12 protein-coding genes are annotated in these 12279 nt (G+C 67.3%); 4 read left to right on the top strand and 8 right to left on the bottom strand.

Annotation, left to right across the window (positions count from 1 at the left end):
• Positions 1-55 precede the first annotated feature (55 nt).
• Entirely contained in the window at positions 56-529 is a 474-nt protein-coding gene (locus DDT93_RS20860; RefSeq protein ID WP_408607956.1) for an MgtC/SapB family protein, read from the top strand.
• 13 nt (positions 530-542) lie between these two features.
• On the opposite strand, the gene ftsY is transcribed toward DDT93_RS20860, so the two are convergent.
• Positions 543-1844: a signal recognition particle-docking protein FtsY gene (ftsY, locus tag DDT93_RS20855; protein ID WP_109467824.1), complete on the bottom strand. Its 1302-nt coding sequence runs from the start codon at positions 1842-1844 to the stop codon at positions 543-545.
• A 94-nt stretch (positions 1845-1938) separates the two neighbouring features.
• The gene (locus DDT93_RS20850; protein WP_232825522.1) at positions 1939-2580 is read right to left on the bottom strand and encodes a lysoplasmalogenase; all 642 of its coding nucleotides are present in this window, start codon (positions 2578-2580) and stop codon (positions 1939-1941) included.
• Positions 2581-2861: 281 nt separating this feature from the next.
• Here DDT93_RS20850 and DDT93_RS20845 point away from each other — a divergent pair, with 281 nt between their 5' ends.
• Complete coding sequence (locus DDT93_RS20845) at positions 2862-3197, top strand: hypothetical protein (RefSeq protein WP_198654926.1); 336 nt, start codon at positions 2862-2864, stop codon at positions 3195-3197.
• 18 nt (positions 3198-3215) lie between these two features.
• Here the strand turns inward: DDT93_RS20845 and DDT93_RS20840 are convergent, their stop codons facing one another.
• The 3 genes from DDT93_RS20840 to DDT93_RS20830 form a co-directional block, all read right to left on the bottom strand.
• A complete protein-coding gene (locus DDT93_RS20840) occupies positions 3216-3707 on the bottom strand; it encodes a MarR family winged helix-turn-helix transcriptional regulator (protein ID WP_109467821.1) in 492 nt (163 codons plus the stop codon).
• Between the two features lie 123 nt (positions 3708-3830).
• A complete protein-coding gene (locus DDT93_RS20835) occupies positions 3831-4688 on the bottom strand; it encodes a metallophosphoesterase family protein (protein ID WP_109467820.1) in 858 nt (285 codons plus the stop codon).
• The gene (locus DDT93_RS20830; RefSeq protein WP_157960240.1) at positions 4685-5626 is read right to left on the bottom strand and encodes a diacylglycerol/lipid kinase family protein; all 942 of its coding nucleotides are present in this window, start codon (positions 5624-5626) and stop codon (positions 4685-4687) included. Before DDT93_RS20830 ends, DDT93_RS20835 begins: the two co-directional genes overlap by 4 nt.
• 208 nt (positions 5627-5834) lie before the next feature.
• Between DDT93_RS20830 and DDT93_RS20825 the strand changes: the two genes are divergently transcribed.
• Entirely contained in the window at positions 5835-6797 is a 963-nt protein-coding gene (locus tag DDT93_RS20825; RefSeq protein ID WP_198654925.1) for an NAD(P)H-dependent flavin oxidoreductase, read from the top strand.
• 37 nt (positions 6798-6834) lie between these two features.
• Here the strand turns inward: DDT93_RS20825 and DDT93_RS20820 are convergent, their stop codons facing one another.
• Both DDT93_RS20820 and DDT93_RS20815 read right to left on the bottom strand, forming a co-directional pair.
• The gene (locus tag DDT93_RS20820) at positions 6835-7827 is read right to left on the bottom strand and encodes a hypothetical protein (protein ID WP_109467817.1); all 993 of its coding nucleotides are present in this window, start codon (positions 7825-7827) and stop codon (positions 6835-6837) included.
• A 332-nt stretch (positions 7828-8159) separates the two neighbouring features.
• Positions 8160-9836 (bottom strand): AMP-binding protein, encoded by a 1677-nt coding sequence (locus DDT93_RS20815; protein WP_109467816.1) that lies wholly within the window; start codon positions 9834-9836, stop codon positions 8160-8162.
• A 190-nt stretch (positions 9837-10026) separates the two neighbouring features.
• Between DDT93_RS20815 and DDT93_RS20810 the strand changes: the two genes are divergently transcribed.
• Positions 10027-11112 carry an AbrB family transcriptional regulator gene (locus DDT93_RS20810; protein WP_109467815.1) on the top strand — a complete coding sequence of 362 codons (1086 nt, stop codon included), beginning with the start codon at positions 10027-10029 and terminating at the stop codon, positions 11110-11112.
• 3 nt (positions 11113-11115) lie between these two features.
• Here DDT93_RS20810 and DDT93_RS20805 read toward each other — a convergent pair whose 3' ends face one another.
• Complete coding sequence (locus DDT93_RS20805; protein WP_109467814.1) at positions 11116-12276, bottom strand: alpha-D-ribose 1-methylphosphonate 5-triphosphate diphosphatase; 1161 nt, start codon at positions 12274-12276, stop codon at positions 11116-11118.
• Positions 12277-12279: the final 3 nt, after the last annotated feature.

The following is a 12279-nucleotide window of genomic DNA, read 5'->3' as shown; positions in this document are numbered from 1 at the left end:
GGGGAACCCTTGCATCGGGCGGGCGTTGAGCAGGACGGGAGGGCGTATGTGGGACATGTTCACAAGAGAGCTGGAACGCTCGTTTTCAGAGTTTCCCCCGGCCATTGCCACGGTTCGTCTGGTGGCCGCAATCCTTCTGGGCGGATTGATCGGATTTGAGCGGGAACAGCGTGGCAAATCCGCCGGGCTGCGTACGCATATGCTGGTTGCGATGGCGGCCTGCCTGTTCATCCTTGTCAGCCAGAGCCTTGGCACGCTGCATTTCGGCGACCGGGCAGAACTGCGGGTCGACCCGCTGAGGCTGGTCGAGGCGGTCACCGCCGGGGTCGCCTTCCTTGGCGCAGGGGCGATCTTTTCCTCGGGCGGACAGGTGCACAACATCACCACCGGGGCGGGCATGTGGATGGCCGGTGCCATCGGGCTCGCCTGCGGCGCCGGGCAGATCCCGCTTGCCCTGCTGGCCACGGTGATCACGCTCTGCGTGACCTTCGGTCTGCGCTGGGTCGATCGGCTGACCGGGCGCCACTGACACCCGGGAAAGGTCAAGCCGAGACGTCCAGTCCGGTCAGGGCGGCGGCGAATTCCTCGGGGTCGAAGGGGGCGAGGTCGTCGATCTGCTCGCCCACGCCGATGGCGTGGATCGGCAGGCCGAACTTGTCGGCCAGCGCCACCAGCACGCCGCCCTTGGCGGTGCCGTCGAGCTTGGTCATGACGAGGCCGGAGACATCGGAGATCTTGCGGAAGATCTCGACCTGGCTCAGCGCGTTCTGGCCGGTGGTGGCGTCGAGCACCAGCAGGGTGTTGTGCGGCGCGGTTTCGTCCTTCTTGCGGATGACGCGGACGATCTTGGCCAGTTCCTCCATAAGGTCGGCGCGGTTCTGGAGCCGTCCGGCGGTGTCGATCATCAGCAGGTCGGCGCCCTCCTCCTGCGCGCGGGTCATGGCGTCGAAGGCAAGGCTTGCCGGGTCGGTGCCCTGCGGCGCGGTCAGCACCGGCACCCCGGCACGGTCGCCCCAGACCTGGAGCTGTTCGACGGCGGCGGCGCGGAAGGTATCGCCCGCCGCGATCACCACGTTCTTGCCTGCGGCGCGGAACTGACTGGCGAGCTTGCCGATGGTCGTTGTCTTGCCCGATCCGTTCACGCCGACGACCAGCACCACCTGCGGTTTCTTGGGATAGAGCGGCAGCGGCTTGGCCACCGGTTCCATCACGCGGGTGATCTCCTGCGCGAGCAGCTGCTTGATCTCGTCGACCGAGAGTTTCCGGCCCAGCCGGCCCTCGGCCATGTTGGCGGTGACGCGCAGGGCGGTGTCGACGCCCATGTCGGCAGAGATCAGCAGCTCTTCGAGCTGTTCGAGCATGTCGTCGTCGAGCACGCGGCGCACGACCGTCTTCTGCTGGCCACGGCCGAAGAGACGGCCCAGCAGTCCGCCGCGCTGGTCCGGGGCGCTGGCCTGCGGCGGCAGGGGCACCTCGATCGGGGCCGGGGCGGGTGTCGGCTCCGGCATCACCGGGGCCTCCTGCGGCACGTCCGGTTCGGTCTCGGGGATGGGCGCGGGCACGGGGCTGGGCTCGGGGACCGGCTCCGGCGCGGGCTCGGGTACGATTTCGGGCTCTGGTACGATGACCGGCTCGGGTACGATTTCCGGCTCGGGTTCGGGGGCCGGTTCGGGTTGCGGGATATCCGGTTCAGGGGCCTCGGGCTCGGGCTGTGGAACGTCCGGCGCGGGCGCTGCCGCAACGGGCTCTTCCTGGCCGCCATCCCCGACAATCGCGTCCAGTCCCTCTTCCAGCTTGGAAGAGGATTTGAACAGCCGATCCTTGAGCTTACTGAAAAACGCCATAGCCGTCTCCGCCACCTTTCCTTTTCACCTAGTTCAGCAAGGCGCGGGATGGAAGGGCAAGGACCGCAGTGGATACCGGGAAAAGCCGTATTTCCTAGGTGAAGGCGAGGTAGAACCCGGCCTGTGCCCCCCAATAGGTGATCCAGATCGCGTAGGGCGCCAGCCGCCGGGCGCTGTGATCGCCGGGCAGGAGGAACCTGTCGGTGGCGAGGATCATGTCCGAGACGATGAAACTCAGGGCCGCCGGGACGACGAGTGCGGTCGCCCCCTGCATCGGCAGGGTCAGAGCCGCCATCCCCATGCCGAGGATGATGGGCATGTATCCCAGCACCGGGCCGCGCAGGGCCCCGGCCCGGGCCATCAGGGCGGGCGCGAGGCAGATCGAGACCAGAGCGAGGCCCGCCGCGATCCAGAGGCCGAGTGGACCGGCGAGGGCCGCCGGATCGCTTGCGGGGCGCGAGAGGAACAGGACCATGTAGGCGATGTGCCCGGCCGCGAAGGCGGCGACACCGGCGAGGAAGGCACGGTCACCTGCGCGCGACAGGAACCAGTCGCCCAGCGCACAGAGGGCCAGGGCAAGCGCCAGCAGCGGGGCGCCGCCGGTTATCGCGCCGAGGGCCAGCAGGGCGACCGAGCCGGTCTTGAGAAGCGAGCGCACCATCCCGACGGGCCGACCGGCCAGCGGCAGGTAGGCCAGCGCCGCCAGCGCGGCGATCCCGAACATCCAGTTCTGCACGATCTTCCCCCTGCCCTTTTCTCACCCGGAGCCTAGCCGTCGCCCCACGGCCTTGTCACCCGTCGCAGGTGCCGCGCGCTGCGGCAGATTGCCGATCCGCGTTAACCCTTTGGCAACCTTTTCTGGAGATTGAGTGCCCCCTGTGCGAGACTCGCACCATGTTGAACCGCCTCTTGATTCTGGCCCTTCTGGCCCCTCTTCCGCTGCAGGCGCAGTCGGTCGACCTGCCTCTGGCCCAGCGCCTGCCGCAGAGCACGCCGGCGAGCCAGTCTGCGGGCGCGATGAGTGCAGAGGACTTCGACGCCTATACCCGTGGCAAGACGCTCTATTATGGTGCGGGCGGCCAGGCCTATGGGGTCGAGCGCTATCTCGAGGGGCGCCGGGTGGTCTGGTCGTTCCTTGACGGGCACTGCAAGGACGGCACCTGGTACGAGGAAGCCGGGCAGATCTGCTTTGTCTACGAGGACCGGCCCGACGACCCGCAATGCTGGACCTTCCGGCAGGGTCCCGGCGGGCTGATCGCGCAGTTCGAGAACGACCCGACGGCGACAGAGCTCTACGAGGCGCAGGACATCGGCGAAGAGATGCTGTGCTATGGCCCCGACATCGGCGTCTGACGCAACGGGGCGCCCGGCCTAGAACTCGTTCTGGCGCACGTTGCGCAGGACCCGCTGGAGAATGGACACGAACTGTTGCCACTCTGCCGGGTCGATGCCCTCGCGCATGGACTGGTAGCCGTTCCACATCACCGGCCAGACCCTGTCGATCTCGACCCGGCCTTCGTCGGTCAGGTAGATCTCGCGCACGCGCCCGTCGCTGGCGCGCTCGGTGCGGCGCACGAAGCCCGCGCTTTCCAGCGCTTCGAGCGTGCGGCTCATGGTCGACTGTTCGGTCACGGCATAGACCGCGAGTTCGTTGATGGTGAGGCCCGGAACCACGGCGAGGATGGACAGCGTCCGCATCTTGACCGTGCTGAGGTTCATGTCCTTCAGCGCGCCCTGCATGTCGGCGTTGTAGCGGCCCATGATGCGGTTCATCAGGTAGGGCGCAAAGTTGTTCAGCCCGATTTCGCCCAAAGTCTCGTAGGGGGCGTCCTGCGGGGTCTCGTTCTCGGCGGCGTCACTCATCGGCGATGTCGTTCCTTTCTGTGCGGCTATCGGCAGGGCCATGCGGCGCGGATCGGAGCCTCTCTTGCGTGAACCGGAGAGAATTTCAATGAAAACGGATGGAGTGAGCGTAAAATAACCGCCTTAGCGGAGCATACGGACGCTCTGGCGCGCGTCTGACGCCGTTCCGGCCGGTTTTGGCGTCAACCGGATCCAGCCGGACTCGCCCATCCGGAAGCTGCTGCGCATGTGGCGGCGAAAGCCGGTTTCACCTGCGCCGGCCACCCAGCGTTCGACGTGGAGGTCGCGGCCGTCGATCTCGATCAGGGCGAAATCGTTCTCTTCCCCGCGCAGGCGGTTCGACAGGCTCGTCCCTGCCTGCACCTGCAACACGCGGGTTTCCTGCATCCGGCTGACGAAGGCCTCGGTGTGCCAGCTGTGCAGATGGCCCGAGAGCACGACATGGGCGCCGCAGCCCGACAGCGTCTCGATCGCCTTGTCGGCGCCGATCATCTCGTCCTTGGTCGAGCCGGGCGAGTGGCGGAAGGGATGGTGGGCGACAAGGACGTTCAGACGGCCCTTGGGTGCCTCGGCAAAGCTGCGGCAGAGTTGGCGTACGCGGCGCGAGCGGATGCGGCCGCGCTGCCAGCTCCAGCGGGTGACCGTGTTCACCCCGAGCACGGCGAGGTCGCCGGTGACGATGCCCGGTTCGAGGTTGGGGCCGATGGCCGTCCGGTAGCGCGAAAAGGGCCGGAACATGCGCAGGAAGGGCCGGTCGAGCGGAATGTCGTGGTTGCCGGGGACCACGACGCAGGGCCAGTTGATGCGGTCGATGAAGGCCCGCGCTGCCGCGAACTGCGACCGGCGCGCCCGCTGGGTCAGATCGCCCGAGATCGCCACCACGTCGGGCCGAGCCGAGTTGATCGCCGCCAGCAACGGTTCCAGAAGCTCCGGGCGTTCGCGCCCGAAATGCATGTCGGACAGGTGCAGGATGCGTTTCATGCGGCGGGCCGGCCCTCCCCCGGGACGATGACGTCGAGAACGTCGTCCTCGACCTTGAAAACAAAGGGCGTCTTCATCCTCTCCTTCTCGCCGTCGCGGGCGATGAGAAGATGGGACTTGGCGGATTCGATGCGGATTTCGCGACCGCAGATGAGCGTCATGTCGCGGCCTGCCACCATCCGGCGCCAGGCGAGTTTTACGGCGAAGAGCAGCATCTTCCAGCGCCCGCAGTCCTCGGCCATGAACAGGGCGAATTCCCCGTTGCGGATGGAGTCGGCGCCTTCGAGTTCGAATTCGTCGAGTTGGTAGGCGCTGTTGGCGATGAAGACGAGCGGGGTCTTGATCCGCCGCACCTCGCCGTCGACGGTCACCTTCATGCGCTGGGGCCGGGTGGCGGTCAGCAGCGCCTTGACGGTGGACCAATGCGCGGCGATGCGGCTGCGGCCCCAGCGGCGGTAGATGCCCTCGCGCTGGTCGAGGATGGCGGGGTATGCGCCGAGACTGGCGTTGTTGAGGAAGACCTTGTCGTTGATCCGCCCGATCTGGGCGGGGCGGGCCACGCCGGTCTCGATCACGTCGAGGGCGCCTTCGATGTCTTCGGGGATGCCGAGGCCGCGCGCGAAGTAGTTGAAGGTCCCTGCGGGGATCACGCCCATGCGCACGCCGGTGCCCGCGAGGACGCCCGCGACGGTCGAGATGGTGCCGTCGCCGCCCGCGACGATCACGGTGCCGTAGCCGTCGTCGACGGCACGACGCGCCACCTCGGACAAGTTCTCGCCGCGATGGACGATTTCCAGCGCGGTGCGGCCCGGCTGCCGTTCCAGCCAGCCGCGCAGCAGTTCAAGGCGTTCGGCAGCCTCACCCTTGCCCGACGCATCATTTGCTATCAGGCAGGCGCCCTTGTGCATCAGGCTGTCTTGCAGCTCGGTGTCCTTCATCATCGCTCCCGGTCCAGGCAAGGCGGAACATGCTCCCTTCGGTGCAACGCGGAGCGCGCCCGGAGGTTCCGTGCGGAGGGCGCGACAGATGGAGCGCAACGTCACGAGGGGAGCCTGTTTACAAACCGGGACAGCGGCTTAGGGTACCGGCCGAGAGCGGCGCAGGAGGCGCCGAAACAGGAGGATTCCCCAAGTGTCGATACCCGACATGCTGAAAACGCTGCGCCTGCCGGTCATCGGCTCGCCGCTGTTCATCATCTCAAACCCCGACCTGGTCATCGCACAGTGCAAGGCCGGGATCGTCGGGTCCTTCCCGGCGCTGAATGCGCGCGAGAAGGAGGGTGAACCGATCGAGCTGGAGCGCTGGCTGACCCGGATCACCGAGGAGCTGGACCGCCACAACCAGGCGAATCCCGACAGCCCCGCCGCACCTTTTGCCGTGAACCAGATCGTGCACCGCTCGAACGCGCGACTGGAGCGCGATGTGGAGATCTGCGCCAAGTACAAGGTGCCGGTCTGGATCACCTCGCTGGGTGCGCAGGAGTGGGTCAACGAGGCCGCGCATTCCTGCGGCGGCATCTCGATGCATGACGTGATCAACAACCGCTTTGCCAAGAAGGCTATCGAAAAGGGCGCGGACGGGCTGATCGCCGTGGCCGCCGGGGCCGGTGGCCATGCCGGGGCGCTGTCTCCCTTTGCGCTGGTGCAGGAGATCCGCGAATGGTTCGACGGCCCGCTGGCGCTGTCCGGCGCCATCGCGCGGGGCGACAGCATCCTTGCGGCGCAGGCCATGGGCGCCGATTTCGCCTATATCGGGTCGGCCTTCATCGCGACGGAAGAGGCGAACGCGGTCGAGGGTTACAAGCAGATGATCGTCGAGAACGGCGCGTCCGACATCGTATACTCCGACCTCTTCACCGGGGTCTGGGGCAACTACCTGAAGCCCTCGATCGCGGCGCAGGGGATGGACCCCGACAACCTCGAACGCTCCGACCCGTCGAAGATGGATTTCGGCTCCGGCAGTTCCAAGCCGAAGAGCTGGAAGGAGATCTGGGGCTCGGGTCAGGGCATCGGCGCGGTGGACAAGGTTGTACCCGCCGCCGATCTGGTTGCGCGCCTGACCCGCGAATACGACGCCGCCAAGGCCCGCATGTTCGCGATGGCGGGCTGATCCCGCCCTGCCCCGGCCTCGTGCCGGGGCCGCGCGGCTACTGCGCGCCTGCGAGGCTGGCGCGGTAGCCGTCCAGATGCGGCTCGAAGGCCGCGAAACCGCTCAGCGGCTCGACATAGCTCTCGGTCAGCAGGTCACGGGCGGCATCGTCCAGCTCGAGTTGCAGGAAGTCGCTGGACGGCACGAAGTTGATATGGTTGCAGAAGGCCCGGAGATCCTCCGTGTCCATCGCCTCGAAGGCGCGCCGCACCGTCCAGGTCTGGAAGCTCTTGTTTATCGTCGAGAAGACCTCGAGCTCCTTCCGGTGCTGCGGGCTGAGCTGGTAGAGCTCGTTGCGTTCCATCAGCCGGATCAGCATCTCGATGGCTCCGTTCGCCAACGCGCGCGGTTCCAGCTTGTCGTGATCGGTCCGGTTGTCGGCGGCATCGTCCTCGGCGATCTCGCCCGGTTCGGGCAGCCCGGTCTGGCGTTCGTAGTCTGCCCAGAAGCTGCGGGGATCCGAGGTGTAGGCCTCCATCGCCAGCGCGACCGGGGCAAACCCCCTCTCCCGCCAGATCTGCAGGATGCGGTCGAGGCGCAGGTTGTCGAGCAACGGCACCCTGAAGGCGTCGAAGTAGCCCTGCAGGCTGAGCGCGCCGCCGTACTTGACGTATTGCGCGTGGCAGGAACGGATCCAGTCCTTGGGGTCGCGCAGCACCAGCAGCACCCGGTCGGAGAAAGGTGCGAGCGCCGAGGCGATGAACGCCTGACGATCGAGCGTCATGTGGCGCCGGTGGGTCGGCACGTCCGGCGCGCAGCCGAAGAAGGTGAAGCACTCGTAGGAGAGGACATTCGGGTTCTGGTCGTTGAGCGCAAAGCGCACCGGGTGGCGGGACGGATCGCGTGACCCGGCGAGGAAGGCGTCGGACAGCATGTTCCCGGCGGCGAGCCCGTGACAGTAGTTGTAGCGGTCGGACTCGGCCCAGCGGCGCTGGAGCATGGTGGAGAGGCATTTGCCGTGGCCGATATGGATGAACTCGAACCGCGTCATCTAGCGGACCGCACCCGCTGAGGCCCCGGCGGCCCGGCGAAAGGGGGGAAAGTCGTGACATGCGAGCAAGAAGCTCGCGACCATGGGAACCCCACGCGAAATGCTCTCGGACATAATGATCTTTCAAATGTTTACGTTTGCTAGCCCATTGTTTCCATTGGAGTCAATTTCGGATGGTGGAGGGCGGGATTGTTTTCGGCACAGGCGGGCGAGACACCGGGCGCGGCGCTTGGGCCCCCGTTCTGGACGGGTCACAACTGAGGGTAGATCGTGGGATACGAAAAACCCGGGCCGTGGCCCGGGTTTCGTAGCGCTTTAGCGGTTGCGGGGGATCAGCCCTCGACCGTCTCCCGCCGGGCTTTTTCCTCGATCTTCAGCGCCTTGCGGTCGGGTTTGCCGACCGGTGTGTGGGGCAGTTCCTCGCGGAATTCGAGGTGGCGCGGGATCTCGTGGCGGCCGAGCTTGTCTTCGAGGAAGCCTTGCAGCGACTCTAGCGTGAAGGGTTTGGCCCCGGTGTTCAGCACCACGAAGACCTTGGCGCTTTCCCCGCGATAGTCGTCGGGAACGCCGATGGCGATGGCCTCGGACACGTCGGGATGCTGGTGCACCGCCTTCTCGATCATCAGCGGGTAGACGTTGAAGCCGCTCGACAGGATCATGTCCTTCTTGCGGTCGACGAGGTAGAAATACCCGTCTTCGTCCATGTAGCCGATGTCGCCGGTCAGCAGCCAGCCGTCGACGAAGGCCGCCGCCGTCTCCTCGGGGTTGTTCCAGTACTCGCCCAGAACGTTCGGGCCCTTGATGACCATCTCGCCGATCTCGCCGGGGGCCAGCGCCTGCTTCGGGTTGTCCGTGTCCACGATGCGGATATCGATCCCCGGCAGCGGGATGCCCACCGTCCCGAGCTTGTCTTCGGGCATGTCGGGCGGCATGGCGGTGCCTGCGGCCGCGGTCTCGGTCATGCCCCAGCCGCCGCGCACCTTGCAGCCGGTGAGTTGCAGGACGCGGCGGTAGACCTCGACCGGCATGGGCGCACCGCCGGAACCGGCGTATTCCAGCGAACTGAGGTCGCGCTTTTCGATGTCGGGAACCTGCAGCAGCGCGATCCACGTGGTCGGCACGCCGCCGAAGGAGGTGATCTTCTTGTCCTCGATCTCCTTCACCGCCTGCAGCGGGTCGTAGCGCAGGCGCAGGTGGATGGTGCCGCCCTCGTGCGTGCGCTTCAGTAGGCCGACGACCAGCCCCATGATGTGGAACAGCGGCGAGTAGACGAGGCTGTTCTTGCCCGGCTCGGAGGATGGATCGTCGCGCGATTTCTCGGAGAAGATCAGGACCGCCGAGGTGAGGTTGGCGTGGCTGAGCACGGCGGCCTTGGGCACACCGGTGGTGCCGCCGGTGAATTGCAGCAGGGCGAGGTCGCCGGGGTCGACCGCGACGGGATCATAGGCCGCGCCCTCGTGGCCGGCCCAGAACGCGTCGACGCCCATCGCGCCGTCGAAGACCGGGCAATCGCGGCCCATCGCCGAGACCGGGTCGGGGCATTGCACCAGCAGGGGCGTCTCGCCGCTGGCGAGCAGCGGCTTGAAGTGGTTGGCGAGTTCCGGCGTGGTCAGGGTGACGGCCACCTTGGCGCCGCTGACCTTCAGCTTGTGCGCGATCTCGCGGTCCGCGTCGAGCGGGCTGAGATGCGTCACCGCCGCGCCGAGCGCCAGCGCCCCGAAGAAGAAGATCGGATGCCATGGGCAGTTCGGCAGGTGCAGCGCCACCCGGTCGCCCTTGCCCACACCATGCGCCCGGAGCGCGGCGGCGGCCCGCGCGGCGAGCGCCCGCATCTCGGCATAGGTGTAGCTCTTGCCGTAGTATTCGATCAGGACCTCGTCGGCGTAGCGCTCGAACGCGGCCGTCATCAGCGCGTTCCACGTGGTCTGCGGCGCCTTGAAATCCGCGTCGATGCCGTGCGTGTAATGCACGCGCCACGGGCGGTTGCCCGTCACTTCGTTGGTCTTCATGTAGCTCCTCCCGCTATGCGAAACATCATTCCGCACAGCGGGGAGGCTAAGGAGTCCAAGGCCCTGCTGCAACCCCCGTTGCGGCCCCGTGCCGGAACCCGCCGTCGAATGCCCCCTGCCCGCACGTTGACCGGCGGAAGCGAAACTCCTACTCAAAGTTAACTATTCCTTCGGCGGGGCGCAGAGCGAGATGAAACCGATACGGATCGCGGGAGAAACCGTTCACATCCCCTCGGTGATTGCCGTCTTTGTCGCGGGCTTTGCCGGCGGGGAGATCGCGCACTTCATCGGGGCGCCGCTGCCGATGATGCTGGGGTCCATCGTGGTGGTCGGGGCGATGGCGGTCTTTGGCGTCAGGCCGCTCGGGCAGCCGTTGCGGGTGCCGCAGAAGCTGCGGGCGTGCTTTGTTCCGGTGATCGGCCTCTCGGTCGGTGCGAACTTCACGCCCGGGATCCTCGAGGAGGCGCGTGGCTGGTGGCCGTCGCTGCTGTCACTGCTGATCTACATCCCGCTGGCGCATTTCGTCGGGTACCAGACCTTTCGCCGTCTGGGCGGGCTGCCCCCGGTTACCGCCTATTTCGGGTCGGTGCCCGGCGGGCTGATCGAATCCGTGACCCTGGGCGAGCAGCACGGCGCCAACGTGCAGATGCTGGCGGCGCTGCAGTTCATGCGGCTGATCCTGTCGCTGATGCTGGTGCCGCTGGCCTTTTCTATCCTGAACGGGGGCGCGGTGGGTTCGGCCGCGGGCGTGGTGATGAGCGCCGCGCGAGCGCCCTTCACCGCCGAGGAGGCCTTTTGGCAGACCATTCTGGCGGTGATCGGGTTCTTTGGCGGGCGGCGGCTGAACATGCCGGCCTACCTTGTCACCGGGCCGATCCTGGCCTCGGGCCTTGGTCACCTGAGCGGGCTGCTGGAGGCCGCGCCGCCCTGGTGGCTGATCCAGGCGACGCAGCTGGTCATCGGGGTGACGCTGGGCGCGCGGTTTGCCGATATGCCGGTGCGCGATTTCGGCCGGGCCCTGAAACTGGCGCTGACCAATATCGTGTTCACCCTGATCCTCGCCGTGATCGCGGCGCTGGTGCTGCATCAGATCGTCGGCGAGAGGGTCGAGGCGGTGATCCTCGCCTTTGCCCCGGGCGGGCTGGCCGAGATGTCGCTGGTGGCGCTCTCCATGCACATCTCGGCGCTTTATGTCAGCACGCACCACGTGGCGCGGATCGTGCTGGCGATCACCGTGGCGCGGCTGTTCTCCTCGCGGATCCCGCCGGAGGCCTGAGGCTCAGCCGACCTGCCGACCGTGCGACCAGACGCCCCGGACCACCGGGCCGCTGTCCAGCTCGGTCACCCGCACGAGGTCGGCCAGAAGCCCCTCTTCGATACGGCCCCGGTCCTGAAGCCCGGTTGCCGCGGCGGGGGCGGAGGTGACCGTGGCGATGCCGCGCGGGATATCGTCCCAGATGCGGGCGAGGCGGAAGGCCGCCAGCAGCAGCGAGGACGGCACGTAGTCGGACGACAGGATGTCGAGCAGGTCGGCGCGGGCGAGGTCCTCGGCGGCGACGTTGCCCGAGTGCGACCCGCCCCGGATCAGGTTGGGCGCGCCCATCATCACGGCGATGCCGTGGTCGTGGCAGGCCTGCGCCGCCTCGACGGTGGTCGGGAACTCGGCCAGACGAATGCCGTGGGCGGCGCTGACCGCGACGTGATCGGCGGTGGTGTCGTCATGGCTGGCCAGCACTGCGCCGAAGGTCGCGGCGGCCGCGACGGCCGCTGCCTCGTGCGCCTCGCCCAGCCGGGCGCGGCGTTCCTGCTGTTCGGCCACGTGGTCGGCGAACTGCTCCTCCGAGAGGCCGTGCTTGCCGCAGACGTAGTCCTTGAGCTTGGAGAGGTCGCGGAACTGGCGCTGGCCCGGGGTGTGGTCCATCAGCGAGACAATCCCGACGCGGTCCTCGCTGCTGAACTTGGCCAGTTCGTCGATCAGGGTTTCCGAGCAGATCTCGGCGCGCAGGTGCAGGAAGTGGCTGATGCGCAGCATCCCCTTCGCCCGGACCTCCAGCAGTTCCGAGGCCAGCGAACGGGCATACTCGCGGTAGTCGGTGCGCGGGTTGGTGGTGACCGACCCGACGCGCATGGCATCGAAGACGGTGGTGATGCCGGTGCTGGCCAGTTCGCCGTCATGGGCGAGGATGGCCGCCGCGTGGGGCCAGTCGACCTTGGGGCGCGGCTGGATGTGGCGTTCGAGGTTGTCGGTGTGCAGCTCGATCAGCCCGGGGATCAGCAGGTCGCCGCCGCAGTCGATGGCGCCGGGGGCCATCGACCCGGTCTGGTCGATCGAGGTGATGCGTCCGTCGCGGATGCGAAGGGTGCCCTGCACCACCTCGCCGGGCAGCACGAGGCGCGCGTTGGTGAGAATGGTCTCGCCGGTTTCAAATCTCATCTGCATGGG

Source organism: Albibacillus kandeliae (assembly GCF_003116585.1).
GTDB lineage: Bacteria > Pseudomonadota > Alphaproteobacteria > Rhodobacterales > Rhodobacteraceae > Albibacillus > Albibacillus kandeliae.
Note: the sequence above shows the minus strand (reverse complement) of the source record. Positions and strands in the feature narration are given on the sequence as shown.

Excerpts from the sequence above, each read along its gene's own strand:
- DDT93_RS20860 (WP_408607956.1), top strand. The coding sequence starts at position 56 with ATGTTCACAAGAGAGCTGGAACGCTCGTTTTCAGAGTTTCCCCCGGCC.
- ftsY (WP_109467824.1), bottom strand. The coding sequence starts at position 1,844 with ATGGCGTTTTTCAGTAAGCTCAAGGATCGGCTGTTCAAATCCTCTTCC.
- DDT93_RS20845 (WP_198654926.1), top strand. The coding sequence starts at position 2,862 with ATGAGTGCAGAGGACTTCGACGCCTATACCCGTGGCAAGACGCTCTAT.
- DDT93_RS20840 (WP_109467821.1), bottom strand. The coding sequence starts at position 3,707 with ATGAGTGACGCCGCCGAGAACGAGACCCCGCAGGACGCCCCCTACGAG.
- DDT93_RS20835 (WP_109467820.1), bottom strand. The coding sequence starts at position 4,688 with ATGAAACGCATCCTGCACCTGTCCGACATGCATTTCGGGCGCGAACGC.
- DDT93_RS20830 (WP_157960240.1), bottom strand. The coding sequence starts at position 5,626 with ATGAAGGACACCGAGCTGCAAGACAGCCTGATGCACAAGGGCGCCTGC.
- DDT93_RS20825 (WP_198654925.1), top strand. The coding sequence starts at position 5,835 with ATGCTGAAAACGCTGCGCCTGCCGGTCATCGGCTCGCCGCTGTTCATC.
- DDT93_RS20820 (WP_109467817.1), bottom strand. The coding sequence starts at position 7,827 with ATGACGCGGTTCGAGTTCATCCATATCGGCCACGGCAAATGCCTCTCC.
- DDT93_RS20815 (WP_109467816.1), bottom strand. The coding sequence starts at position 9,836 with ATGAAGACCAACGAAGTGACGGGCAACCGCCCGTGGCGCGTGCATTAC.
- DDT93_RS20810 (WP_109467815.1), top strand. The coding sequence starts at position 10,027 with ATGAAACCGATACGGATCGCGGGAGAAACCGTTCACATCCCCTCGGTG.
- DDT93_RS20805 (WP_109467814.1), bottom strand. The coding sequence starts at position 12,276 with ATGCAGATGAGATTTGAAACCGGCGAGACCATTCTCACCAACGCGCGC.